The sequence below is a fragment of the Mesorhizobium sp. U510 genome (assembly GCF_059180695.1).
In genome coordinates, this window is sequence record NZ_CP180532.1 from 1,982,040 (window position 1) to 2,005,129 (window position 23,090).

24 protein-coding genes and 1 pseudogene are annotated in these 23,090 nt (G+C 59.2%); 8 read left to right on the forward strand and 17 right to left on the reverse strand.

Annotated features, from left to right (window positions below; genetic code table 11):
* Positions 1 to 22: 22 nt before the first annotated feature.
* Positions 23 to 424: pseudogene (locus tag ACLGL5_RS11450) on the reverse strand (transposase family protein); the annotation flags it as partial.
* Between the two features lie 462 nt (positions 425 to 886).
* Here ACLGL5_RS11450 and ACLGL5_RS11455 point away from each other — a divergent pair.
* The 4 genes from ACLGL5_RS11455 (at position 887) to ACLGL5_RS11470 (ending at position 4,940) form a co-directional block, all read left to right on the forward strand.
* Entirely contained in the window at positions 887 to 1,876 is a 990-nt protein-coding gene (locus tag ACLGL5_RS11455; protein ID WP_069091037.1) for a nodulation protein NodZ, read from the forward strand.
* A 142-nt stretch (positions 1,877 to 2,018) separates the two neighbouring features.
* Entirely contained in the window at positions 2,019 to 3,119 is a 1,101-nt protein-coding gene (gene gmd, locus ACLGL5_RS11460; RefSeq protein WP_069091038.1) for a GDP-mannose 4,6-dehydratase, read from the forward strand.
* Positions 3,120 to 3,192: 73 nt separating this feature from the next.
* Positions 3,193 to 4,161, forward strand: coding sequence for a GDP-L-fucose synthase family protein (locus ACLGL5_RS11465; RefSeq protein ID WP_069091039.1), 969 nt, complete (start codon positions 3,193 to 3,195; stop codon positions 4,159 to 4,161).
* A gap of 395 nt (positions 4,162 to 4,556) precedes the next feature.
* Positions 4,557 to 4,940, forward strand: coding sequence for a hypothetical protein (locus tag ACLGL5_RS11470; protein WP_069091040.1), 384 nt, complete (start codon positions 4,557 to 4,559; stop codon positions 4,938 to 4,940).
* Positions 4,941 to 5,242: 302 nt separating this feature from the next.
* Here ACLGL5_RS11470 and ACLGL5_RS11475 read toward each other — a convergent pair whose 3' ends face one another.
* The 13 genes from ACLGL5_RS11475 to ACLGL5_RS11535 all read right to left on the reverse strand — a co-directional run bounded on the left by ACLGL5_RS11475 (position 5,243) and on the right by ACLGL5_RS11535 (position 16,792).
* On the reverse strand, positions 5,243 to 6,154 hold the full coding sequence (locus ACLGL5_RS11475) for an SIR2 family NAD-dependent protein deacylase (protein ID WP_069091041.1): 912 nt from the start codon (positions 6,152 to 6,154) through the stop codon (positions 5,243 to 5,245).
* A 41-nt stretch (positions 6,155 to 6,195) separates the two neighbouring features.
* On the reverse strand, positions 6,196 to 6,408 hold the full coding sequence (gene nifT / locus ACLGL5_RS11480; RefSeq protein WP_069091042.1) for a putative nitrogen fixation protein NifT: 213 nt from the start codon (positions 6,406 to 6,408) through the stop codon (positions 6,196 to 6,198).
* Positions 6,405 to 6,731, reverse strand: coding sequence for a nitrogen fixation protein NifZ (locus ACLGL5_RS11485; RefSeq protein WP_006333875.1), 327 nt, complete (start codon positions 6,729 to 6,731; stop codon positions 6,405 to 6,407). The genes nifT and ACLGL5_RS11485 overlap by 4 nt, the downstream gene beginning before the upstream one ends.
* Positions 6,732 to 6,821: 90 nt before the next feature.
* Positions 6,822 to 7,016, reverse strand: a complete 195-nt coding sequence (locus ACLGL5_RS11490) for a 4Fe-4S binding protein (RefSeq protein WP_083246548.1) — start codon at positions 7,014 to 7,016, stop codon at positions 6,822 to 6,824.
* 32 nt (positions 7,017 to 7,048) lie between these two features.
* On the reverse strand, positions 7,049 to 8,530 hold the full coding sequence (gene nifB, locus ACLGL5_RS11495) for a nitrogenase cofactor biosynthesis protein NifB (protein ID WP_069091043.1): 1,482 nt from the start codon (positions 8,528 to 8,530) through the stop codon (positions 7,049 to 7,051).
* Positions 8,531 to 8,780: 250 nt separating this feature from the next.
* A complete protein-coding gene (gene nifA / locus ACLGL5_RS11500) occupies positions 8,781 to 10,541 on the reverse strand; it encodes a nif-specific transcriptional activator NifA (protein WP_069091044.1) in 1,761 nt (586 codons plus the stop codon).
* A gap of 157 nt (positions 10,542 to 10,698) precedes the next feature.
* Positions 10,699 to 10,998 carry a ferredoxin family protein gene (locus tag ACLGL5_RS11505; protein ID WP_006333856.1) on the reverse strand — a complete coding sequence of 100 codons (300 nt, stop codon included), beginning with the start codon at positions 10,996 to 10,998 and terminating at the stop codon, positions 10,699 to 10,701.
* Between the two features lie 12 nt (positions 10,999 to 11,010).
* Complete coding sequence (locus ACLGL5_RS11510; RefSeq protein WP_069091045.1) at positions 11,011 to 12,318, reverse strand: FAD-dependent oxidoreductase; 1,308 nt, start codon at positions 12,316 to 12,318, stop codon at positions 11,011 to 11,013.
* An 11-nt stretch (positions 12,319 to 12,329) separates the two neighbouring features.
* Positions 12,330 to 13,436 carry an electron transfer flavoprotein subunit alpha/FixB family protein gene (locus tag ACLGL5_RS11515; RefSeq protein ID WP_069093273.1) on the reverse strand — a complete coding sequence of 369 codons (1,107 nt, stop codon included), beginning with the start codon at positions 13,434 to 13,436 and terminating at the stop codon, positions 12,330 to 12,332.
* Between the two features lie 20 nt (positions 13,437 to 13,456).
* Entirely contained in the window at positions 13,457 to 14,308 is an 852-nt protein-coding gene (locus tag ACLGL5_RS11520) for an electron transfer flavoprotein subunit beta/FixA family protein (RefSeq protein WP_010913571.1), read from the reverse strand.
* 186 nt (positions 14,309 to 14,494) lie between these two features.
* Complete coding sequence (gene nifW / locus ACLGL5_RS11525) at positions 14,495 to 14,878, reverse strand: nitrogenase stabilizing/protective protein NifW (protein ID WP_027056555.1); 384 nt, start codon at positions 14,876 to 14,878, stop codon at positions 14,495 to 14,497.
* On the reverse strand, positions 14,859 to 16,115 hold the full coding sequence (nifS, locus tag ACLGL5_RS11530) for a cysteine desulfurase NifS (protein ID WP_069091046.1): 1,257 nt from the start codon (positions 16,113 to 16,115) through the stop codon (positions 14,859 to 14,861). Before nifS ends, nifW begins: the two co-directional genes overlap by 20 nt.
* 521 nt (positions 16,116 to 16,636) lie before the next feature.
* Complete coding sequence (locus ACLGL5_RS11535) at positions 16,637 to 16,792, reverse strand: hypothetical protein (RefSeq protein ID WP_171903241.1); 156 nt, start codon at positions 16,790 to 16,792, stop codon at positions 16,637 to 16,639.
* A 34-nt stretch (positions 16,793 to 16,826) separates the two neighbouring features.
* On the opposite strand from ACLGL5_RS11535, the gene ACLGL5_RS11540 reads away from it, so the two are divergent.
* Positions 16,827 to 18,722 (forward strand): ABC transporter ATP-binding protein, encoded by a 1,896-nt coding sequence (locus ACLGL5_RS11540; protein ID WP_245307250.1) that lies wholly within the window; start codon positions 16,827 to 16,829, stop codon positions 18,720 to 18,722.
* Positions 18,723 to 19,213: 491 nt separating this feature from the next.
* Here the strand turns inward: ACLGL5_RS11540 and ACLGL5_RS11545 are convergent, their stop codons facing one another.
* On the reverse strand, positions 19,214 to 19,342 hold the full coding sequence (locus tag ACLGL5_RS11545) for a hypothetical protein (protein ID WP_494372906.1): 129 nt from the start codon (positions 19,340 to 19,342) through the stop codon (positions 19,214 to 19,216).
* On the opposite strand from ACLGL5_RS11545, the gene ACLGL5_RS11550 reads away from it, so the two are divergent.
* The 3 genes from ACLGL5_RS11550 to ACLGL5_RS11560 are packed head-to-tail and all read left to right on the forward strand — an operon-like array spanning position 19,341 to position 20,502.
* On the forward strand, positions 19,341 to 19,544 hold the full coding sequence (locus ACLGL5_RS11550) for a CCE_0567 family metalloprotein (protein ID WP_069091048.1): 204 nt from the start codon (positions 19,341 to 19,343) through the stop codon (positions 19,542 to 19,544). The genes ACLGL5_RS11545 and ACLGL5_RS11550 overlap by 2 nt on opposite strands.
* A complete protein-coding gene (fdxB, locus tag ACLGL5_RS11555; protein WP_006333844.1) occupies positions 19,541 to 19,858 on the forward strand; it encodes a ferredoxin III, nif-specific in 318 nt (105 codons plus the stop codon). The genes ACLGL5_RS11550 and fdxB overlap by 4 nt, the downstream gene beginning before the upstream one ends.
* Positions 19,855 to 20,502 (forward strand): nitrogen fixation protein NifQ, encoded by a 648-nt coding sequence (locus ACLGL5_RS11560; protein ID WP_069091049.1) that lies wholly within the window; start codon positions 19,855 to 19,857, stop codon positions 20,500 to 20,502. The genes fdxB and ACLGL5_RS11560 overlap by 4 nt, the downstream gene beginning before the upstream one ends.
* On the opposite strand, the gene rpoN is transcribed toward ACLGL5_RS11560, so the two are convergent.
* Both rpoN and ACLGL5_RS11570 read right to left on the reverse strand, forming a co-directional pair.
* On the reverse strand, positions 20,499 to 21,953 hold the full coding sequence (gene rpoN, locus ACLGL5_RS11565; RefSeq protein WP_069091050.1) for an RNA polymerase factor sigma-54: 1,455 nt from the start codon (positions 21,951 to 21,953) through the stop codon (positions 20,499 to 20,501). The genes ACLGL5_RS11560 and rpoN overlap by 4 nt on opposite strands.
* A gap of 74 nt (positions 21,954 to 22,027) precedes the next feature.
* Positions 22,028 to 22,576, reverse strand: coding sequence for a peroxiredoxin (locus ACLGL5_RS11570; RefSeq protein WP_069093274.1), 549 nt, complete (start codon positions 22,574 to 22,576; stop codon positions 22,028 to 22,030).
* Positions 22,577 to 23,090 lie beyond the last annotated feature (514 nt).

Sequence of the window (23,090 nt, forward strand, 5' to 3'; positions counted from 1 at the left end):
AGGGGCGCGAAGGTTCGCGACAGGCGGTGCGCGGTACAAAGGCCTTGATGTTTAGCTTGCCCTGTTCGGTTGGGATCTCCGCAATATCAATGTGGAAGAAGCCGATGCTTGCGCTGCAGACATCGGTGCAATGAAGAGCGCGTCAGATGCGGGATCGTCGGCTGCAAGGCCGTAGAGGCAACCGTCCAGCGGCAGCAGTGTGTTGCGGCGGAAGGCCACAACAACGGTCCTCTTCTACGGCAGACAGAACCTTCGATCTCGGCTCCCTGGGGCCGGTGGGCAGATCGGCGGTCGAACTCCGCTCCTCCACTTCGCGACCGTCTTGGGGTTGATGGCATAGCGCTTCGAAAGCGAGCTCAGGCTCGCTTACAGCTCGACGCATCGCCTCTTTCTTTGTGGCGCTCCCATGCAGAACCTGGCCCAGTCGAAGCTTCGTGGCCGCGGCCCGCGCTCATGGCCGGCTCACTTAGGTCGATGCTGCGTGCTGTCACCGTGAGGTTCCGCTGGGGTTAGCGGTGCGTCGAGCACAGCGAGAGGGTTCACAGCCAACGCTCTGGAACCCATGTCACTAGCCATCCATGGCGTGGATGCGTTTCATCGAAACAGACGATTTTACCGATGTTACGGCACGATGCATAGAAAGAATTCAAGAATGTAGCAGCCTTAAGGAAAGTGGTTGATGTTTACGTTGGCTCCGAAGAGCATTTTCTGGTCTGCGCGGAAGACCAGCCCAGGCGCGCGTCCATCGCGGCCAGGCACTTCCGCGACAGACGCGAGCTACACCGCATTGGCACAGCACGACAATCTTCCCCGAATTGCGCAGGCGCTTGCCTCAAACGCAGCAGCAAAGCTGAGGCTTGTGGTGTTCTGGAGAGAGGCAATTTAGATGCTTGTTGATCGCTCAAGGAACGATCGGTTCGTTGTTTCTCGACGGCGCACGGGTCTCGGTGATTGCCTGTGGTCTCTCGCGTCGGCTTGGGACTACGCACATCGGACGGGACGAGCTTTAGCAATAGATTGGCGCGGCTCTTGTTACCTTGACAACCCGTTTGCGAATGCCTTTCCAGCTTTCTTCAAGCCAATTGAGGATATCGGTGGTGTACGGGTCATATGCGATGACCAGATCAACCACGTCTCATTCCCTGGTCCCTTCTTCCCGTCGTGGTGGAACAAGCCATCCATCGACTGCGTGTACCGTCCGGATGAACAGATTTTCCAAGAACGTGACGAGCTTAACGATCTTTTCCAGGCCCAAGATGATTGTGAAGCCAACACGGTAGTGTGTGATGCTTGCTTGATGTGGCGCTGCGATGAAAAGGCCGAGCGAACCATATTTAGGAGCATCACACCGAGGGTCGAAATTGAGGATCGCATTGAAGCGCTCTACCAGGAACATTTTGAGGGGCACTGCATAATTGGAGTCCATGTCCGCCACGGCAACGGCGAAGATATTATGGATCACGCACCTTACTGGGCTGATCCGAAGGTTGCCTTAGAGCAGGTATGCACTGCCATTCGTATGGCCAAGGCGCAACCGCATTCAAGACCTGTAAAGGTGTTCTTGTGTACAGACAGCGCCAAGGTTGTTGATCACCTGTCGGGCGTATTTCCCGAACTTTTCACCGTCCCAAAACGCTTCCAGGCGGATCAGGCCGGCCCCTTACACAGTGCAGCACTGGGCACCGACGGGGGGTTTTCCGCGCTCGTTGAGATGTATCTCCTCGGTCGATGCGACACTGTTATTCGCTTTCCTCCGACTAGCGCCTTCACCCGCTATGCCCGCCTCTTCGTGCCACGAATTGTCGAATTCGATTTGAATGACCCGCGTCGTTTGATCTTGATCGACAACTCTTTCGAACGTTCCCCGGCTCCATGAAAGGCTGGCATCCCGCTCGAACTCTCCCTTGCCTTCGCGCAGAGGCCCCCGTTCGCCCTGCCCAATACGCCCCTTTCTCGCCACGCAATCCCGCCACAGGCGAGCGTTTTCATGGGCGCGTCAAAATCAAAAGGATTCAAGCTTGTCAAAGAGAAAAGTAGCTTTAATCACCGGGGTTACGGGACAAGACGGTTCCTACCTCGCAGAATTGCTTTTAGAAAAGGGCTATTCTGTGCATGGGATAAAGAGACGGTCGTCTCTTTTTAATACGGGCCGTATAGACCATCTCTATCATGACCCTCATGAAAGTGGCGTTGATCTTACACTTCACCACGGGGACTTGACAGACTCGTCGAGCCTTACGCGCGTCATCCAACTGGTTCAGCCGGACGAAATTTACAATTTGGCAGCTCAGAGCCACGTTGCAGTCTCCTTTGAAGAACCAGAATACACCGCGAACTCCGATGCCTTGGGTGCGCTGCGTATCCTCGAGGCAATTCGGATCCTGGGGCTCGTCAAGCATACGCGCTACTACCAAGCCTCGACGTCTGAGCTCTACGGGCTGGTGCGGGAAACGCCACAGACCGAGACGACACCGTTCTACCCCCGGTCCCCCTACGCTGTTGCCAAATTGTATGCTCACTGGATCACCGTAAATTATCGAGAATCTTACAATCTGTATGCATGTAACGGCATTTTATTTAATCATGAGTCACCTGCGCGCGGAGAAACATTTGTAACTCGCAAAATCACGCGCGCCTTGACTCGGATTAAGCTTGGAATGCAGCGCACTCTATTCCTGGGCAACCTTAATGCGCGTCGCGATTGGGGGCACGCTCGAGACTACGTCCAGATGCAGTGGTTGATGCTGCAGCAGCAGCAACCTGAAGACTTTGTGATCGCTAGCGGTGAGCAACATTCGGTGCGCGAATTCGTCACCGTCGCGGCCGCTGAACTCGGCATCGATGTTCGTTGGGTGGGGGAAGGGGTCGACGAAGAGGGGTACGATGCAAAGACGGGAGCTCTGATCGTAAAAGTAGATCCCCGTTATTTTCGTCCTGCAGAAGTCGAGACACTTCTCGGCGATGCCCGCAAGGCGAAAGAAAAACTTGGGTGGGAGCCCAAAATCTCCTTCATCGAATTGGTTAGGGAGATGGTTCGGGAAGATTTGCGCATGGCAGAGCGTGAGGCAGTGCTGATGAAGCAGGGTTATTATTCACACAGTCCACGAGAGTTATGCTGACAACGGCGGGGCCATGCTGGGTTGTTGTCAGTGCTAATGGTGGCCTTCTTAAGGAGCGCCCAGAGCGTTAACAATGGAAAACAAAAAGATGAAGAAAGTCTATGTGGCAGGCCATCGCGGCCTTGTTGGATCCGCCACAATGAGAGCCCTCGAGGCGTTAGGATCCTATGAGATAATAACACGTACTCACGACGAACTGGATCTATTTGACCGGAGCGAGACGCGCAGGTTCTTCATGTCGCAGCGGCCAGATTACGTCGTTATGTGCGCCGCAAAGGTTGGTGGTATACTGGCGAACGCTAGCTCCCCTGTCGATTTCCTTCATAACAACCTCGCGATTCAACTCAGTGTTTTTGATGCCGCTTACGCTTCCGGCGTCGAACGGATGATTTTTCTTGGCTCCTCGTGTATCTATCCACGCGACTGTCCGCAGCCGATACGGGAGGAATACCTTCTCACCGGTCCGCTTGAAGCGACGAATCGTCCCTACGCTTTGGCAAAAATCGCAGGTGTCGAATCGTGCTGGTCTTTCAACCGGCAGTACAAGGCGCGCTATCTCGCGTTGATGCCGACCAATTTATATGGTCCCGGCGATAATTATCACCCCGAAAATTGTCACGTTCTGCCTGCTCTGATACGCCGCTTTCATCAAGCTAAAATGAACGGCGACTCCTCTGTGGGGGTCTGGGGATCCGGAAATCCTCGGCGAGAGTTTATGTATTCGTCGGATGTAGGCGATGCCATTGCGTTCCTGCTTGGCCTGCCAGATTCGGATTTTGACGCCTTGACAGCCCCCGACACTGCGCCCCTGATTAATGTTGGCGTTGGTGAGGACGTCACAATTCGCGAGGTGGCGGAACTCGTCAAGGCGGCGGTCTGCTGGGAGGGCAATTTGGTGTTCGACACGACGAAGCCAGACGGTACTCCGCGCAAGCTACTGGACGTAACGCGCTTGCGTAACCTTGGCTGGAAAGCCAAAACGTCTCTTGGTGCCGGGTTGCAAGCGACGTATGAGGATTTTCTTCGCCTTCATGCGGCTTGATGTGGAAGCGCGCATCCAGGTTGGACTGCATGTCCGACCGGGTGCAAGCTCGCCCAGTCCGGCCAAACAAATGAGAGGGACGCATACATCCCGAGGCGGCCGCAATAGTGGCCTGTGCTGACGTTGCAGACCGGACCTCTCTGCGACCGGCGGTGCAGAGGATCACCCAGAAGCTTGCCCAAGCCAAATGGGAAGGGGAAGGCCGCATAACCGGCCGCACCTGGAACGGCTGTGCGTGAGCGCCGTCAACTCAAGCCGCCAGTTAGAACTGCTCGACCTCGCGGGAGCCGCTGCTTACGAAGCTGGCATCGACAGGAAAGCCAACCAGGCCCGCATCATGCCTCGAGGCAGGCCTTATCCAAGGCGGCGCATGCGGAAATGGCGGGCGTCGACGTATGCTTTTCAACTCGCGCTTAGCCGCAGGCGGGATCGTGTCCCCCTGCGTGGTGGAGCTGGCGGCATTGGTCGCCGTGCTCTCCGGCATGGGCCGGGCTGATCGGATTGGTTCAGTCTGCGTTGTTAGCGCCGAACTCACTCGCCTCAAGGTCATGGCGCCACAAGCGCGGATTCGCGGCGCCGTGGTGCGGGCGTTACAACTCATGCAGCAGCGGGTCTCGTTGATGGCGAAGCGGGCTGCCCTGAACCAATCGCTCGCGTCTGCGGCGCGCCAAGCTGTCGCGCAACGCGATCATCCTGACGCTCTGGGATGGCAGTGGCAGGTGACCGCCTATATGGCAGTGGCAGGTGACCGCCTATGCGGTGAGCACGCTTGGCCTTAGCTCGATTGGCATCGACCCCAACCGGCCCTGGTCATCGCACCGTGCCACAGCTTTTACCGCCAAGTGAAGCCGATCAGCTGCGACCGCTCACCGCGACAACCCTGGCGCCAGACTATGCTCTGCTCGGCTGGCTCGAGCCCGTCGCCGCTGTGTTCATCCGCAGCATCGAATGCCATATCCGCTGCAGCCTCGAATGAAATAACCGTCGTAGCTTTTCAGAGTGCCTCTCGGAGTTGTTGAAAAACCCGGAAGACAATTGCCCGTTTTACCTTTTCGGCAATGTTGAGGCGTCTGAGAATGGCTCAAACGATACCCCGTTTGGCTTCATGCAATGTCTCGCCCAGTCCGACGAGACGGGCTGCGGCCTGACCCGTCGGCATGTCAATGACCGTGATTGCGCTTGCCGCAAGGAAACGACGCTCGTTCTTGGTCAGCGTCGCTGTATCGATTGCCGCAAAATGTGGGCCATTGGAGCGCTTCATGATCTGCCGGGCATAGGTGCGCAGCATCTGATCGTTGAAGCGGCAGCCGATGAAGAAAAGACCACGGCTAGCTCGCCGTTCCTTCACCAGGTCAGGGATCGGCGTCTGGATGTCGATTTCGCTCAGCACTTCAACGTAGTCGGAATCTGCGACGAGGAAGTTTGCGGCCGGACTGGCACCGCCGTGAGGGGCGTAGAGAACCGTCTTCGCCGCCGGTGCGGATTCGAGTAATATCCCGGACAAATCGTAGGCTTTCGTCCAAATGTCACCGATCTCGTGCGCCCGTGTTACGCCCTGTATTTCGACGACGTCCGTTCGGCGGGTCTGTATTAGAGCCGCGCGCATGGCACCGTCGTACCAGCTGTCGACGATCACGGAGAGCGGCAGCGTTGCGAGCCAGGCATGCAAGATGGTCGGCACCACCGGGGCCGCGAATATTTCGGCCATCCAAACTTGAAGCGTCCGGCGGTGCCGGCGCTGTTCGATATACTGCGCTACCGACCACATGTTGGTGCGAATCTTCGAAGGGGCTGGCGTGCGCTTGTTGAGCTCTGCGGCAACGGCTTCGGGGGTATGCGGTACGGGCGGTCCCGCGGAGCGGATCTCAAGCAGACCCGGGCCGAGATAGGGAATGACCTGATCGGCCGCGAGCGCTTTCTTCAAAAGGTCAAGCTGCCTTTCGGCAAAACTGTCCCGAATGACGACGAGATGGCCCGAGGTCATTGTGTTCATGCTCGTATCCCTTTGCCGCTCTCTTTGTGTAAACCCGAAGGTCAGTCCTCGTCGGAAATCTTCCTTGCTTCGACGGTAATCGGCAAAGGCGTGTCCCACGGAAGGTCGGGCAGAACTAACCGCCAGCCGTTCTTCAGCGTCACAGCCCCGCCCCATAAGTGTTCGTTGTCGACCTTGATGATCGGCTCTTCGAGATCCTTTTTGGGAATATATGCCGATAAGCCAGCACCGGTCCTGCGGATCATTACCCTCATCGGGCCGTTCCTTTGTTAAAGCCGGCACCGATTTCGGCACTGGAAGGAGTCCGGGCCGTCTCAAGGCTCATGAGTTCACGCGCACGCATGCCGACGACGGTGCCGCGATCGACCCATTCGACCGCATAGATGTAGAACTGCTGGAGAAAGGTGCCGATGTCGCGCACATAGCCCTCGTCGCCTTTGCGCACCAGATTTTCACCGATCTCCTTGCCCGGATAGGTGCCGTCATTTTTTATGTGGCGTGTGGCGCGGACCCGCTCACCCGGCATGAATCGCGGGGGTGTACGGATTTCGATGTCCTGTTCGCGTCCGAGGCTCATGGCCGTTCCTTTCTCTCGGCTGCAGCTTTCCAACAGGAGGTCAATGGTCCTGCGGAGGCGCCTCGACCGTGTCGGTAGCCGAAATGGAGGTCAGGCAGGGACGCAAGTCTTCGACACCGGACATACCGAGGCGCATTGCTGCGTTTCGAAGGTCCCCTCGCATTCGGTGCACTTTTTCGGATCGATCACGTAGGTCTCGCCCTTGAACTTAATCGCGCCCGAAGGGCATTCAAACTCACAGGCACCGCACTGGCTGCATTGGGAAGCGATGATCTTAAAGGCCATTTTCAACTCCGGTTCGGTTAGAATGAGGCGGCTCAGGCCGTCGCAGCCAGTGGCTCACTCCCAAACTCGGCGGCGTAAAGCGCGCCGATCGCGGTCTCGATGTAGTCATACCCGTAAGCCTCCGTTGCTCGGATCCCACCTTCCTTGAGACGATCCTCGGGGCAATTTCCAATTCTCGCGCACAGCACGATGTCTACGCCTTCGAGCGTAGAGATGACGCCGTCGAGGCTCCTGTCCTCGGCCCGGCCGCCGAGGCAATACTGTTCGACCTTGCGATGACCGACGAAACTGATCCCTTTCGGAGAGGCCTCATAAACCTGGAATTCCTTCGCATGGCCGAAATGCTCGTTGATGCGGCCGCCACCCTTGGTCGCCACCGCTACCAGAAGCGATTTGCCGGAGCCTGCGGTCTTGACCATCCCGAGCGCCTCGCTCTTGGCCGCCAGGCGATCGCCCCGCTCGCGCGCGACCACTGCCCGATATGTCTCGCGCTTGCTGGCGTCGTACGTGACCTTGTCGGGAAGCCGGTCGAGCGTGAATTCCTGGCCACGATCCTCGCCGAGCAGGCCGACAGCATCGGCCCGGCACTGCCGGCAGTGGCGCATCAACTTGGCGCCGCCTTCGAGACGATCCTGAAGGGCCTTCAGCTCCATTGCCTTGGGGCCGCGCTGCCCACTCAGGCCGTAATGCGTACCGTGCGCCGGGTCGGAAATCAGCGGCATGACATTGTGCAGGAACGCGCCGCGCTCCTTGACCCATTTATTCACCTCGATCAGGTGCTCATCGTTTACGCCGGGGATCATTACCGAATTGATCTTGGTGAGGATGCCGCGCGCCGTCAGCATCTCCAGCCCCGACATCTGTCGTTCGTGCAGGATCGTGGCTGCCTCAACGCCGGTATAACGGCGGTTGTCATAGAAGATCCACGGATAGATCTTGGCACCGATCCGCGGGTCGACCATGTTGATGGTGATCGTCACGTGATCGACATTCATTTCGGCAAGCTCGGCGACGCGGTCTGGCAGCGCGAGCCCGTTGGTTGAGATGCACAGCTTGATGTCGGCGATTTCCTTGGCGACCCGTTGGAATGTCGCCTTTGTGTTCTTCCAGTCGTAACAGGCATCGCCCGGTCCGGCGATGCCAAGCACGGAAAGCTGCGGCACTTCGTTGGCAACCCCGATCACCTTGCGCAGCGCCTGGTCGGGCGTCAGCCTTTCCGAAACGACCCCAGGCCGGCTTTCGTTGGCGCAGTCATATTTGCGATTGCAGTAGTTACATTGAATATTGCAGGCTGGGGCGACCGCCACATGCATGCGCGCGAAATAGTGGTGCGCTTCCTCTGAAAAGCAGGGATGATCCTTGATCTTCTCCCAGACGGCCGAGTCCATCTCGTGCGGCTTCGCGGAGGAGCCGCAGGATGAAGATGCGCAGCCACCGGGTTTCGCTCTCGCCGGCGACTGATCGAAGACTGTCGTGCCGGAAAGGCCCTGTAGCGAAATCATCGGTGCGGACATGGAGCGGCTCCGTGCGTGGTGTGAACATCGCACTTCAGAGCGCAAGAGATATGCCAACCCCAAAAGCGGTCTTATCCGTCATGTTGGCTTTTACGTCGGCCTTTTGTGTCCAATTGTGTCCGTTTCCTGCGACACGGTTTTGTCAGGTCGCCGACAACGGTCAAAAGCAACGCGAAAAGTGACGTCTTGTCTCAGTTACGCCCGGTGCGGGCAGCAACCGCGCCCCCACGTTTGATGTCATCAGGGACGTTTAGAACTTCTTCACTCCGATACGATGCCGGCGCAAAGCATAGCCGACCTGCCGCGGCGTGAGACCAAGAACACGAGCCGCCTTGGCCTGAACCCAGCCGGCTTTCTCCATCGCATCAATCAGCCGGTCGCGTTCCGTCAGACGCGGGTTCATTGCAGGGCAAACGGGATGGTGGGGGTCGCAGGTCTCGCCGGGCGATGCCTCATTCTGTGAGGGGCCGACTCGCATGGCAGGCAGCGGCGATCCAACCGGCATCATATTGCCACGTGCGAACTCGTCGACGGCATAGGCGCCGTGCGAACGGCCGACTCCTTTCCACAGAAGCGAAGACAGGCACTGGCTGTTCTTGCAGGCGAAATCCGACGCAGTTATTGTCGTTGAACGCGCAAGTGTGGCCGTCCGTCTCACACAATTCTCCAACTCACGCACGTTGCCAGGGAAATAGCATTGCGACATCAGGTCAAGCGCCGACGGCGTGAAGCCAAGATCGCGATGGTTCTCCTTGTTGAATCGGTCGAGGAGAGCGTTCGCAAGGCGTGGAATATCGCCCGGTCGTTCTCTGAGGGGAGGCAGGACTATTGGCACCACATTGATGCGGTAATAAAGGTCGGCCCTGAACTCTCCATTCCGGACAGCCGTCTCGAGGTCCTTGTTGGTGGCGCATATGAGCCGCACGTCAACTTTTAGGGTCCTGGTGCCGCCCACTCGCTCCAGTTCTCCTTCCTGCAAGACGCGCAATAGCTTGGCTTGAAAGGCAGGCGAAATCTCGCCGATTTCATCAAGCAGCAGGGTTCCGCCATTTGCCAATTCGAACCGGCCGGCGCGCTGCAGGATAGCCCCGGTGAAGGCGCCCTTCTCGTGGCCAAAGAGCTCCGATTCCAAGACGCTTTCGGGCAGTGCGGCGCAGTTCAATTTGACGAAGGATTTCTCCCTCCGATGTGAAAGCTTATGGATGGCCTGTGCAAAGAACTCCTTGCCGGTACCGCTTTCGCCTCGAAGAAGCACGGTGGAATTGGTCCTGGCCACGACCGAGACGATCTCCAGCACTTGCTTGAGCGCGGGACTTTCTCCGATGATTCCGTCGATCTTGACATGCGGATGTCGGGCCGAATGGGTCCTGTCCTCGTCGAGCGGCTGCTCTGGTCTCGGTTGCTTCTCGATAAGTCGCTGACCAGCCGTGCTCAAAGTGCGATGCAGGCGGATGGTCCGGCCGACCAGATTGGCGACCATGGCCAGGAAACGTAAGTCCTCCTCGTAGCGGAACCTGGTGGTACCGTTCCTGACGCGGTCGATCGACAGCGTCCCGAAGATCTTTTCCTCAGCCTTTAGCGGGACACCGATAAACGCAGTTGCCACCGTGCCGCTGCTCGATTGAGGATCAGCCTGAAATAGCTCGGACGTGCTTGTGTCTTGTATGACGATCGGCACTCCAGTAGCGACGATTTTGTCTATTACAGCCTGGGGTATGACGCGGCCGGCGGCTGATTGAGGCACAGTGCCGCCGGTGGCTGCGCTAATCTGCGGCTCTCCTTCAGCGTCCAGGACGACGATTGCGCCATGACGCATTTGCACAAACGAGGAGAGGATATTCGCGACATTGGCAAGCGTAATCTCCAGCCGGGTCGGGGCAGTCAGAATCTTCGATATCTCGTAGATTCCCCTGAGCAAGCTGTCCGCATTGCGCGCCGCTTCGACCGCAGGTTCAGGCGGAGTGTTCCGAGATACAATTTCACCGACCTGATCTGGAAGCATGTGAGCCATGCAAACACCTCAAGGGTTGTCCAAGGTGCTCCTCCCAACCCCTTTTTTGTATTTCGAGTTCCAGAAACATAGTATTTTCAGCCTTTCGGCAATTGTGAACAATATTGGCGGTCTTGACCGCAATTGCGAGCCTCTCGTTTCCCGCTCTTTGCGGCAGTTATCCAAACTTGAAGAGAACGCCAAAGCCGCCGCGCGGGTAATTCCATACGATCTCACCGCTGGCCTCGCACAGCACGCGACAGGTGCCGCATTCCATGCAGCCGTCGGAAGTCGTCTCCACCTGTCCCTTGTCGTTCAACTCATAGCACTTGGCCGGGCAGATGTGTGTCAGCGCGAGCAGGTTCGCGCTCGGCCTCTCGTGCGGTCGCACTTTGATATGCGGGCGGCCCGGATCGACCAGATAGCGGTTCTGATAAAGCTTCTCCTCGACACGTAACTTCGTCACGGCCATCGTCATCCTGTTTCTCCTTCAGCGCCACGCGAGTGCCAGGCGGACCACATCGCTGATCAGCCCCCAGCGCGAACGCGCCTTGATGACGGCAGCAGTGGTCGCCTTTTCCTTCTCGATTTTTGGGGTTCCGTCGACCCGCATGAAGTTCTGCGCGGCCTGCGACATCAACTGCGGGTAAGTCATGAAGAAATTGCGGGAATTGGTGTGTATCAGGGCCGGCATGTCCTTATATTTCATCAGGTCTTTGACTACGAAGGACTTATCCAGCAGGGTCTTGTAGAGGGCGAGGTTCCTCCTGATCATCGGCTGGTTGCGGCCCTTGATCTCAATGATTGCCTCGCCCGCGATGCGGCCGGAAGTCATGGCGAGGTTCGAACCCTCGCGGTGGATAGCGTTGTTCAGTTGGGCGGCATCACCGACCGCCACCCAACCGTCGCCGAAGAGCTGCGGAATTGCCTTGTAGCCACCTTCGGGAATGAGATGCGCGGAATACTCCTTGACTTCCGAGCCCGCGATCAACGGCCGGATCGAAGGATGGTTTTTGAAGGCGTCGAGGAGGACGTAAGGGCTCTCCATTGTCTGGGCGAAATCGGAGACGAGGCAGCCGATGCCGAGAGAGATCGACTCCTTGTTGGTGTAGAGGAAGGCCAGTCCGGCCATGCTGCGGGAAATCGTGCCCGCCGCTTCGATCACGCAGCCTTCGTCGCCCTGGAGGCCGAACCGCTGCTCAATGACCTCATCGGGTAGGAAATGCATTTCCTTGACAGCGAGCGCCACGCTTTCTGGCTTCGGCATCTTGCGCAGGCCGGCCCGTGTACCGAGCAGTCCGTTGACACCTTCTGCGAGCACGACGACGTCCGCGTAGATCGGCCCGCCAGCCCGGTCGGTGCGCACGCCGATCACCTTGCCGCTGGCATTGCGGACAAGTTCGGTCACCGTCGTCTCGCACAGCACCGTCGCGCCGGCCTGGCGCACCTTGCGCGAAAACCACTTGTCGAATTGGGCGCGGATGATCGTGTAGCGATTGGGCTTCGCCTCGTTGAAATCGTCCGATCGATACTGCATCCCGGTGTGGGAGGTGTCGTCCATCACCCAGAATCGCTGCTCGACCAGATGCCGCTCGAGAGGCGCATCATCCCGGAAATCCGGAATGATTTGCTCCAACATGTCGGCGTACATGATGGCGCCCTGGACATTCTTGGAGCCCGGATATTCGCCGCGCTCCAACTGCAGCACCGTCAGGCCCTGGCTTGCCATGGTGTAGGCGGCCGCGTTTCCGGACATACCGGCCCCGACGACGATGGCGTCGAATTCTTCCTCGATCATGGCCCTCTCCCTTAGCTCGCAAGCTTGTCGTGGCTGTGCGGCGACAGCCGCCGGGTGAAAGCTTCCGTCAATGCCGGTAGGAAACGGATTGCATCGGTGACGATGCCGAGGTGGGCAAAGTCGAAGATCGGGGCGTTCGGGTCGGTGTTGATGGCTACGATCAAATCAGCCCCCTCCACGCCAACCCGATGCTGAATGGCGCCGGAAATCCCGGCCGCTATGTAAAGCTTTGGCCGGATGGTCTTGCCCGTTTGGCCAACCTGCCGATCGGCCGGCATCCAGCCCTTCTGGACCAGCGGGCGCGAACAGCCATATTCGGCGCCGATTGCCCGCGCTAAATTCTTCACAAGCTGCAAATTCTCCGCTGAGCCGAGACCGAGGCCTCCGGCAACCACGATGTCGGCGTAGGCGAGATTTGCCTTTGCCGATTGGCGATCGAGGTTGAAGCCAAGGACTTTGGTGATGATCTCTTCCTCGGTCATTGACAGCTTGTGCCGGATGACACGCCCGACCGGCTTGTCCGTCCGCGGTGGCATGGCCATAACCCTCGGTCGTACCGTGGCCATCTGCGGCCGGTAGTTGAGCGTATAGATCGTGCATAGCAAGGAACCGCCGAAAGTCGGACGGGTCGCGGCGAGCGAACCGTCGACATCTACATCGAGTTCGGTACAGTCGGCAGTGAGCCCTGTCAGCAAGGTGGTCGCTACTGAGCCAGCGAGATCCCTGCCGAGCGTGGTCGCACCGAGAAGCAGGATCTCCGGCTTGTGGGTATTGACCAGATCCGTCATCGCCTTGGTGAAAGGCTCGTTGCGATAGTCGGCAAGCAACGGTGCCTCGACGAGGTAGACAAGGTCGGCGCCGTAAGCGAAGGCCTCGGCAACGGCATGCTGCGTCGCGTCACCCGGCGGTCCAAGCACGATCCCCGCAAGCTGGATGCCTAGCTTGTCGGCGAGCTTGCGGCCTTCGCCAAGCAGTTCGAAGGACACGGGATGGACCTCGCTGCGTTCCAGTTCGATGAAAACCCAGACGTGCCGATAGTCCCTAAAGTGCTCAGGCAATTCCCTCTTGATGCCGGCACGGCCGGCGGAAGGAGGGGCTTCGCGGTTAGCGTTCGACATCATCTCTCCTTGCCGTCCCGTCACTGGCCGCCGTCGAAGGCGAGTTCGTGTTCCAGCGCTGGCTGGCGGGTAAAGATTGAGGCGATCAGTTCGTCAGCGAGGTCGTGCTGCGTCTTGTCGGTCATGTCGATCTGCGTCGCCTTTTCCGCCCGCGTGGTAGGGGCGAAAACGCGCTTGACGACCGTCGGCGAGCCGCGCAGGCCGCATTTGTTGAGGTCCTCAATGCCAGCTTCGGCCGCGCTCCATTTCACGATCTGGCTGCGCGCGGCGCGCATGGCGTCCTCGAGCGAGCCTCTGCGGATTTCGTTGGTGCCTTCCAGCATTGTGATGAGGCAAGGCAGCCTGCTTTTCAGCATCTGCGTACCGCCTTCCGAACGGCGCTTGACGGTGATCTCGCGAGCATCGACATCGATAGAGTCGATCTTCGCCACATAGGTGAACTGCAGGAGGCCGAGGCGCTTGGCGATGCCGGGCCCGACCTGGGCGGTATCGCCGTCAATCGTCTGCTTGCCGGCGAAGACGATGTCCGGCGCGCCGAAGGTCTCGCCAATTCTCACGATTGCCCGAGAAAGCGCGAAGGAGGTCGCCAGCGTGTCGGAGCCGGCAAAACAGCGGTCGGTCAAGAGTACCGCGCGGTCGGCGCCATAGGTGAGCGCCTTGCGCAGCGCATCTTCTGCCATCGGCGGACCCATCGTAAGCACGGTGACCTCGCCGCCATGGGCGTCGCGCAATCTCAGTGCCTCTTCGAGGGCGAACAGGTCGTAAGGGTTGATGATGGTCGGCACGCCCTGGCGCATGATCGTGTTCGTCACCGGGTGGACACGTATCTGCGCGGAGTCCGGCACCTGCTTGATACAGATTACAATGTGCATTGCGTCTTTCTCGGCTCCAATCCGCAAGCGGCCCTGGCGTTCATCTCCTTCGCAGCATCATTCGTGCCAACCGCTTTGCGTTGCTCTGTTTCCTTTTGACATGGGGTTGTTTTCTTCCGAACGGTACCGTCGTGATGACCGGGTTTGTCGGCTTTTCGACATTGTCGCGTCGCACTCGTGTCGCGTTCATTCTGTCCCGAACCGCCTCAGGATCGACTCGAACGGGACAAAGGTGTGGTCCCGAGTGGCCGGTTTGTCGGGATCGTGCTCTTTGAGCACCTTGAAGACCCGGTGGGTGAGTGGCGAGGATGTCGCGAAATCCTCATAGGCGCGTTCCAACGTCGCACGCGCCCGCGCGGCGATCACCCCGTCGGGAAGACCGGCGAAATCCTCTTCAGCGAGATATTGGCCCATGCGCTTCAGGATATGCAGCCGTGAGACATTGAGCACCTTCGGATCATAAGAGATGCCAAGGACTGCGAAGAACTCCTCCGCAGCCGACAGGCTCTTCAGCCGGGCGAGGATGTCGGTGACATCGATGGCGCGGCTTTCAGCGAAACAACTGCGCATTGCATTCTCCTGGGCCGGAAACGGTTGTCGGGTTTGCCTTGTCGCCCAGGCCTGGAGTTGATTGAAGTTCTCTCGCCTGGCTGGCAGATGGGGAAAGCTCACGCAGCTTCTTCACGATCCCGGGCATGACCTCGAGCACCCGGTCGACGTCCTCCTCGCCGTTGTTGCGCGAAAAGGAGAAACGGATTGCGCCGTGTGCCGCGTTATTGGGGATATTCATCGCCACCAAGACGTGGCTCGGCTCCAGCGAGCCGCAGGCGCAAGCAGAGCCGGAGGAGCAGGCAATGCCCTCGCGATTGAGGAAATGCAGTATGCCCTCACCTTCGATATCTCCAAAGGCGATGTTTGCGGTATTCGGCAACCGCTTTAGCAAATCGCCGGCGACGAAGGCGTCTGGGATGCTTTGAAGAAGTTCCTTCTCCAGGCGGTCGCGCAACGCCTTTACCCGTGTGTTCGCGTCGTCCATGAAGTTCAAGGCAAGATCGGCTGCCACGCCGAGGCCGACGATGCCTGGCGTATTCTCCGTGCCGGCGCGGCGGTTGCCCTCCTGGCCTCCCCCCTTGATCAGCGGACAGAAGCGCACGCCGCGCTTTATATAAAGTGCGCCGATCCCTTTCGGTCCGTGTAATTTGTGACCGGAGAGAGACAGCATATCGATTGCCGTCGATTTCAGGTCGATCGCAAGCTTGCCGACCGCTTGCACCGCGTCGGTATGGAAAAGGGCGCCGACTTCTTTGGCCAACTCAGCAAGCTCGACCACCGGGAAGATCGTTCCGGTCTCGTTGTTCGCCGACATGATCGAGACGATCGCCACGCGCGGGGTGAGGGCGGCCTTATAAGTGTCGAGGTCGAGCCGGCCGTGGCGATCCACCGGGATCCTATGCACCTTGATGGCGCGCGTCTTCTCCAGGTGGGCGCAAAGCGTCAGCACGGCCGAATGCTCGACTGCGGAAGTCACGATCTCTGTGCGCTCAGGCATCACCTCGAGCGCAGAAAGGATCGCCGCGTTGTCGCTTTCCGTCCCGCCCGAGGTGAAGGTGATCTCGTCGTCGAACTCCGCGCCGATGAGCGTTTGCACCTGCAGGCGCGTCCTTCTCACCGCCGCCCCGGCGGAAGCGCCAAAATCGTGGCTCGACGAAGGGTTGCCGAAATGGTCGGTAAAAAACGGCAGCATCGCTTGAACGACTTCCGGATCGACCCGTGTCGTTGCGTTGTTGTCCAGATAAACAGGTCTCATGGATGTGATCCTTCTCCTGAGCGCAATCACACAAGGCGCACGCCCGGTCTGTCATGATGATGATGGTTAGCCGAAGGAGTTGCCGCCGCCACATTCGGCCTGCGCGCTTCTTGGCGCCGGCGCGGCAACCCGCCTCGACCTTGGTGCGCCAGCGTTGCGCCGGCTCGGCCCCCGGCAAGCGCGGTCTTTAGGTCACGGCGTTTTCGGTGCGCTTGATCATGGACTGTCTCTCCTTCAGGCCGGACGCGTTCGCGAACAGCTACGCATGGACCGTGCCAAAGAAGGGAATCATTTCAAAACAACATGATGGCTCTAACACTGCTATGTCGCATTTCCGACATCGGCGGGAATTGTTCAACGCGGAACGCCGTTAAATCGGGCGTAGATTCCGCTTCGCGTGAGGAGCAATCCTGTCGGGCCGTTCGCCAAGGATGCCCGCGCGACCGAGGCGTCCTGTCGGGTTTGTCGAGTGCGCGACACGCCACTGTTACGCCCCCGTTGCCCTGCTGAGATCTCGTTTGTCATTGTAGAATATGCAGAAAATTCTTCTGAGCTTCTTTCTGAGCCTTTGGCGCGGCTTTTGCGGTTCTCTCCTCGTAGGGCAGCGCGTGCCCGCGGCCGATATTCATCTCGCGGGTGACATCGCGATCGATGGAACGAAGGAAAGAAACCAACATGTCAGCTCCAGATCAGCCACCCGCATTCCGAGCGATGTTTTCGTCCTCACGCAGACCTTCCATTTCGGGTTTCTTGAGACCGAGCGGCCTGCTGCGCTCTTACAAAGCCACGCGGCGTTTTCACATCGATCTACGCGGCGCCGCCTTTCGCGACGTTTTCGCCTTCACCATGCGCCACTGGAGCAGGCAACCGGTCCGGCTCGCGATCATCATGCTCGCGGTGCTTGTCGCAACGCTCCTTGACGTTCTGACGCCGCTCTATTCCGGACGGCTCGTAAACGCGGTCGCCCAAGGAGCGGCAGCCGACGCCGTCGTGTGGGATGCGGCTCTTGCGGCCTTTTCAATGCTGATTGCGCTCGCACTCGGCGCCGTCGTCATGCGCAACGTCGCCTTCATTGCCGTCAATGACTTCATTCTAAAGATGATGTCGGACATCGCCAGCGACGCGTTCCATCGCGTCCAGCGCTTTTCGACCGATTGGCATGCGAAAACCTTCGCCGGCTCTACGGTGCGCAAGATCACGCGCGGCATGTGGGCGTTCTGCCTCCTTAACGACACGATCCTTCTTGCCTTGTTCCCGTCGCTCATCATGCTCGTGGGGTCGAGCGTTCTGCTCGGCTGGTATTGGCCGATGATGGGGCTGATCATCGCTTGCGGCTCGGTTGGCTATGTGGCGCTGATCATTGTCCTGTCGCTCGGCTATGTGGCGCCAGCCGCAAACCTCGCCAACAACTGGGACACGAGGCTTGGCGGCTCGCTTGCGGACGCGATCAGCTGTAACGCGGTGGTCAAAGGCTTCGGCGCCGAGGTGCGGGAAGATCATCGCTTCGCGAAAGTCATCTCCAAGTGGCGGCACCGCACCCTCCGGACCTGGGTGCGCGGGACGGTCAGTGCTGCATTCCAGGGGATCATGCTTCTTGCGATGAGAGCGGCTTTGATCGGCTATGCCTTATTTTTGTGGTCGCGCGGCCAGACTACCCCAGGTGACATCGCCTTGGTGCTCGGGTCTTTCACCGTCCTATATGGCTACTTGCGTGATGTTTCCATACACGTGCGCAACATCCAGCGCTCTGTAAATGAGATGGAGGAACTGGTCCAAACCTACAGCCAGCCGCCCGACGTGGCCGATGTTCCGGGCGCCAAGCCGATCCGGATCACGAAGGGTCACATCGATTTTGAGAGCGTCCACTTCCACTACGGCAATCATTGGTCGCCCTTCTACAGCGACTTGTCGATTTCGATTGAGGCCGGCGCGCGGGTCGGTCTGGTCGGCCCCTCTGGCTCCGGCAAGACCACCTTCGTCAAGCTCATCCAGCGGCTTTACGACCTGGATGCTGGACGAATCTTGATCGATGGGCAGGACATTTCGCGGGTGACGCAGGGTTCGCTGCGCTCGCAGATCGCGATCGTACAGCAGGAGCCCCTCCTGTTCCACCGCTCGCTGGCCGAGAACATAGCCTATGGGCGGCCGGGTGCTTCTCGGTCCGACATTGAGCAGGCGGCGCGGCTCGCCAGCGCGCATGACTTCATTGCACGCCTGCCGAACGGCTACGGTACGCTGGTCGGCGAACGCGGCGTGAAGCTCTCAGGCGGCGAGCGCCAGCGTGTGGCGATAGCGCGCGCCTTCCTCGCCGATGCCCCGATCCTGATTCTGGACGAGGCGACATCAAGCCTCGACTCGGAATCGGAGGTGCTAATCCAGAAGGCGATGGAGCGGCTCATGGTCGGGCGCACCACGCTCGTCATTGCGCACCGGCTCTCGACGGTGCGCGAACTCGACCGGCTGCTTGTCTTCGACCGTGGTTGCATCACCGAGCAGGGCGACCATGCCGCGCTGATCCGTCGCGACGGCATCTACCGCCGCCTGTTCGAGCGGCAGGCCTTGGAGCTGACAAAGGGGTGGGATGAGACCAATGTGCAACACGGTTGAACGCGGCGTGAATTCAGCTTGCCTCCCCAGCAATCCTGTCGGGCCGTTCCTGAACGAGCGGCCCCAACCTGTCGTCGGGCTTGTCCAATCCACGACACGCCTGGTGCCGGCCTGTCTTCCTGCCGCGCTCTTGAGCAAACCAATGAATGGGATGAAGACAACTTTGTATGAGCTGCGTCCTGCGTTCCCGGCACGGCGCTTGGGGCTTCCTCCTGAGGCGGCAGCCGCCGCGCGATTATTTAGATCCTGGTTGATGCGATCAATGGAGCGAAGGAAAGCAACGCGCCGGATCCACGCGAGATCCGCCTTCTCTGGCATAGGGGCGTCGCCAAATCGACACCCTCACAATATGCGCTCACCGCCCGCGTCGACGTCGGGAACAAGATCTTGATTGTCGTCTGCGCTCAACCGCTCTTATGCCGAACTCGAAGGATACGGACCTGCGTCTCGCCGCGCGGGATTGCATAAGCTGGCTGCAGCGTCCATCGGCATCACCGGTTCGGCTTCGAGACGTTCCGGAAACCCGCCGAGGCCGGCGCGCCGGCGATGCGCTCGTGGCCTTCGAAGCGCGTCCCGACATGGCGCGGGCGTAACGACCGGCTTGCGAGGAAGGGGATCATGCCAGACCTTGCGCTGTTGCAGAAGAAGGTCCGCAAGCTGCAGTCGCGCGCGGGAGCCGCCAAGATGGAATTGCACGACCTTGCCGAGGACCTTCCGGTCAACTGGACCGAGATCAAGGCGGTCGCCTGGAAAGCCTTCGAGGTTTTTGCCGAGTTGGATGCGGCAAAGGAAGAACTCGCAGCGTTGGAGAATTCACAATGACGGGCGCTTTCGTCACCCGCGACGGCTCTCCCTGGACGCCGCACTATCTGACGGCGATCGATGGCGCGACCTGCATCGGCTGCGGCCGCTGCTTCAAGGTCTGCTCGCGCGAGGTCATGCACCTTCATGGCGTCGATGACGCAGGCGAAATTCTCGGCATCTGCGCGGGCGAGGACGACGACTTCGACGGCGAGCTCAACCGCATGGTCATGATCGTCGACCATGCCGGCCGCTGCATCGGCTGCGGCGCTTGCGGCCGCGTCTGCCCGAAGAACTGCCAGACCCACCTTGCGGCCGACAAGCTTGCTGCATGAGCTGGGGACAAGACCAGCAGAACGGCGCCACATTCGCCCATCACCGTGGCTGTTTCAGCACCAGCCAATGGCCGCCGACAGACCAGGCGGCGGCGTTCGACCGGCATGTGCTTGCCTGTGTTTTCTACCTCGCGTTCGAGGAGGTAGAGGCCGGCAAGGCGATCCCGACCGAAGCAACCGGCCTTTCGCGTGCCGACCTGCGAGATGTCATGACACGCTATTTCCCGGCTGTTCCCGTCAACGCCTTCGCGCTGGAAAAGCTGACCGATCCCGAGCCGGATATGGAGGAAGGGCTTCTGCGCGGCTTGCTTATTGGACATGCCAGGCAAGGCGATCCGGCGAGCACCCTCTTCGCCAAGATCATCGCCAGGCGCAGTTTGCGCAATGACCATCTGTGGCAGGACCTTGGCCTTTTCAATCGGGCCGAACTCAGCCGCTTAATGGCCAGGCATTTCCCGGCGCTGGCGGCCGGCAACACCAAAAACATGAAATGGAAGAAGTATTTCTATCGTAAGCTCTGCGAGGCTGAAGGCTTTTCGCTATGCACCGCGCCCAGTTGTCAGGAATGCGGCGATTTCGAAAGCTGTTTTGGCCCGGAGGAAGGCGAAAGCCACTTGGCACGGATCAAGAACGGGCTCGCTTAAGAGCCGCTTTCGTCGCCGCCGCCGTCCGGGCTTGATTGGCATCGAAGACGCACGCGCTTTTCCCGGCGACGTCGCGCGGAGGACGGGATGTTCAGCGCCTCACGATATTTCGCAACGGTGCGGCGAGCAATGTCGATCCCGGTTTCCTTGAGCCGGGTAGCGATGTCGTCGTCGGAAAGCACTTCGTCGGGCGATTCCACGGCAACCATCGCCTTGATTTGATGGCGGACAGCTTCGGCGGAGTACGCGTCGCCGCCTTCGGAGGAGCCGATCGCGACAGTGAAAAAATACTTCAGTTCGAACACGCCGCGCGGGGTCAGCATGTACTTGTTCGACGTTACCCGGCTTACCGTCGACTGGTGCACGTTGATCGCATCCGCGACAGTCCTGAGATTGAGAGGCCGCAGGTGGGCGACCCCATGTTCAAAAAAGGCGTCCTGCTGGCGGATGATTTCAGCCGCTACCTTGAGGATCGTCTTGGCGCGCTGATCAAGGCTGCGGATTAGCCAGTTCGCGTTTTGGAGGCATTCGTTGAGAAATGACTGATCTTTCGAATTTTGAGCGCTTAGGCGGGAGACCTGGGCAAAATAGTTCTGGTTCATCAGCAGCCTGGGCAGCGTGTCTGGATTGAGTTCGATTTGCCACCCACCTCCGGGAGAGGGCTGAACCAAGACGTCGGGAATGATCGATTCAGGCCCTCCGGATTGGAATCGGTTTCCAGGCTTGGGATCGAGCGCGCGGATTTCGTGCAACATGTCGAGAAGGTCTTCTTCATCGACACCGCAATGGCGCTTCAATGTTTGAAAATCGCGTCGCGCCAGCGCTTCAAGATTGGCGACCAGCGCTGCCATTGCCGGGTCGAACCTGTCCAGCTGCCGCAATTGTATCTCAAGGCATTCGCTGAGAGTTCGCGCAAAAATACCCGGTGGATCGAACTGCTGCAAGGTTCCGAGAACCCGTTCCACAACAGCCTCCCGGACATTCAGGCTGCGGGCCAGTTCCGAAAGGTTCACCGGAAGGTATCCGGTGTCTTCCAGATGGCCGGCAAGCTCGCCAGCTATTCGCCGCTCCAGCGGCGCGAATGCGCTGAGAGCGATCTGACGAGCGACATGGTCGTGCAATGTTTCGATGGATGTCCAGGAATCTTCGAACGCATGGTTTCCCCCCGGTTGGACATTGTTTTTGCCGCGGATTGATTTCCACTGCGAGGCCCGATCCGATATTCCGCCCGTGGTCGGCCCGATGCGCGGGTTCCCGGCCGAAATCGACGGAATGTCCTTCGGCGCCCGGTTTGAGGCCCGTTCCAGAAAGGGGTTCTTCTCGATTTCCTGCTCGACGAACTGATGCAGTTCGGGATGCGCCAGTTGCAACAGGCGAATGGATTCCATCATTTGCGGCGTCAAAACCAACGATTGCTTCTGACGCTGAAGCAGGCTTGCTGAGGACTCCATGGCTAGCGTGAAACTCCTACCGAGCGACCCTTCGCCTTGTGCAAGGGGATTTTCGAGACGTTGACTCGTCTAGATCATGCAGCCGTCACGGCTTTGGCGGCTCTCAGCGTTTCAAGGACGTTCTGCGGCGACGATACGCCATAGGGGTCGGCCTCGCAGTTGTCGCAGAAACCGTTCTCCTCGAAGCACTGCTCCACTACGCCATTGTTGATCACGGCAGCGTAGCGCCAGGAGCGCATGCCGAAGCCGAGATTGTCCTTGGCAACCAGCATGCCCATCTTGCGGGTGAACTCGCCCGAGCCGTCTGGGATGAGCTGGACTTTCTGCAGCCCCAGGGCCTTGCCCCAGGCATTCATGACGAAGGCATCGTTGACGGAAACGCAGTAGATCGCGTCAATTCCCACCTTCTCGAACTCGTCGTAGAGCATTTCGAAATCGGGCAACTGCAAGGTCGAGCAGGTCGGGGTGAAGGCACCGGGCAGCGAGAACAGGATGATGCGCTTGCCGCTGAAATAGTCGTCGGATGTCTTGTCTTCCCAGCGGTACGGGTTTGGCCCCTCGATGGACTCATCGCGAACACGCGTGCGAAAGGTGACGAAAGGAACCTTTTTTTTGACCGTCATCAATGTGCTCCTGGAGGAAAACTGGTGCGCTGCTTTTTCGGTTGAAACTGACACGGCATCGACCTCGGCCGGCAATTCGGCCGAGCGCCGCGCGTTTTGTGTCGGCCTTGGATCAGCCATGGCAAAACCGCTCGCAAGCACGGGCGTCTGAAGAAACGAGGTCTCGATTTGCGGCGGCAACGAGAACGGTACGCGCTTGTACGGGGCGTCGCGATATCAGCAATGGTCTTACTCCTGGCCACCTTGTGATGGGTTCTGCCGGGTACAACGCAAGCGCCATGCCATTTGATTTTCAGGCTGGGGTTCACACTGTTTTTTGCAGCGACATTCTCTGCCTTGAGCGGCCAGGACCATGCCTTCGCCGAGACCGAGCGCGCCCATAATCACTTGATCGTGGGCTCTGAGCGGAGGGGTCGCGGCTTGATACCCATAAAGGGGATCCCCTCTTTGTCCGAAGCTGGACAAAAATGTCGGAAGTCGGACCGGAGGGTCGCCAGGTCGCCGGCGCGGAGAA

Excerpts from the sequence above, each read along its gene's own strand:
- ACLGL5_RS11560 (WP_069091049.1), top strand. The coding sequence starts at position 19,855 with ATGAGCTGGGGACAAGACCAGCAGAACGGCGCCACATTCGCCCATCAC.
- ACLGL5_RS11470 (WP_069091040.1), top strand. The coding sequence starts at position 4,557 with ATGCTTTTCAACTCGCGCTTAGCCGCAGGCGGGATCGTGTCCCCCTGC.
- ACLGL5_RS11455 (WP_069091037.1), top strand. The coding sequence starts at position 887 with ATGCTTGTTGATCGCTCAAGGAACGATCGGTTCGTTGTTTCTCGACGG.
- ACLGL5_RS11535 (WP_171903241.1), bottom strand. The coding sequence starts at position 16,792 with ATGTTGGTTTCTTTCCTTCGTTCCATCGATCGCGATGTCACCCGCGAG.
- ACLGL5_RS11550 (WP_069091048.1), top strand. The coding sequence starts at position 19,341 with ATGCCAGACCTTGCGCTGTTGCAGAAGAAGGTCCGCAAGCTGCAGTCG.
- ACLGL5_RS11520 (WP_010913571.1), bottom strand. The coding sequence starts at position 14,308 with ATGCACATTGTAATCTGTATCAAGCAGGTGCCGGACTCCGCGCAGATA.
- fdxB (WP_006333844.1), top strand. The coding sequence starts at position 19,541 with ATGACGGGCGCTTTCGTCACCCGCGACGGCTCTCCCTGGACGCCGCAC.
- ACLGL5_RS11545 (WP_494372906.1), bottom strand. The coding sequence starts at position 19,342 with ATGATCCCCTTCCTCGCAAGCCGGTCGTTACGCCCGCGCCATGTCGGG.
- rpoN (WP_069091050.1), bottom strand. The coding sequence starts at position 21,953 with ATGGAGTCCTCAGCAAGCCTGCTTCAGCGTCAGAAGCAATCGTTGGTT.
- ACLGL5_RS11540 (WP_245307250.1), top strand. The coding sequence starts at position 16,827 with ATGTTTTCGTCCTCACGCAGACCTTCCATTTCGGGTTTCTTGAGACCG.
- ACLGL5_RS11510 (WP_069091045.1), bottom strand. The coding sequence starts at position 12,318 with ATGATCGAGGAAGAATTCGACGCCATCGTCGTCGGGGCCGGTATGTCC.
- ACLGL5_RS11475 (WP_069091041.1), bottom strand. The coding sequence starts at position 6,154 with ATGAACACAATGACCTCGGGCCATCTCGTCGTCATTCGGGACAGTTTT.
- ACLGL5_RS11505 (WP_006333856.1), bottom strand. The coding sequence starts at position 10,998 with ATGACGATGGCCGTGACGAAGTTACGTGTCGAGGAGAAGCTTTATCAG.
- nifB (WP_069091043.1), bottom strand. The coding sequence starts at position 8,530 with ATGTCCGCACCGATGATTTCGCTACAGGGCCTTTCCGGCACGACAGTC.
- nifS (WP_069091046.1), bottom strand. The coding sequence starts at position 16,115 with ATGAGACCTGTTTATCTGGACAACAACGCAACGACACGGGTCGATCCG.
- ACLGL5_RS11515 (WP_069093273.1), bottom strand. The coding sequence starts at position 13,436 with ATGTCGAACGCTAACCGCGAAGCCCCTCCTTCCGCCGGCCGTGCCGGC.
- ACLGL5_RS11490 (WP_083246548.1), bottom strand. The coding sequence starts at position 7,016 with ATGGCCTTTAAGATCATCGCTTCCCAATGCAGCCAGTGCGGTGCCTGT.
- ACLGL5_RS11465 (WP_069091039.1), top strand. The coding sequence starts at position 3,193 with ATGGAAAACAAAAAGATGAAGAAAGTCTATGTGGCAGGCCATCGCGGC.
- ACLGL5_RS11485 (WP_006333875.1), bottom strand. The coding sequence starts at position 6,731 with ATGAGCCTCGGACGCGAACAGGACATCGAAATCCGTACACCCCCGCGA.
- ACLGL5_RS11570 (WP_069093274.1), bottom strand. The coding sequence starts at position 22,576 with ATGACGGTCAAAAAAAAGGTTCCTTTCGTCACCTTTCGCACGCGTGTT.
- nifT (WP_069091042.1), bottom strand. The coding sequence starts at position 6,408 with ATGAGGGTAATGATCCGCAGGACCGGTGCTGGCTTATCGGCATATATT.
- nifA (WP_069091044.1), bottom strand. The coding sequence starts at position 10,541 with ATGGCTCACATGCTTCCAGATCAGGTCGGTGAAATTGTATCTCGGAAC.
- nifW (WP_027056555.1), bottom strand. The coding sequence starts at position 14,878 with ATGCGCAGTTGTTTCGCTGAAAGCCGCGCCATCGATGTCACCGACATC.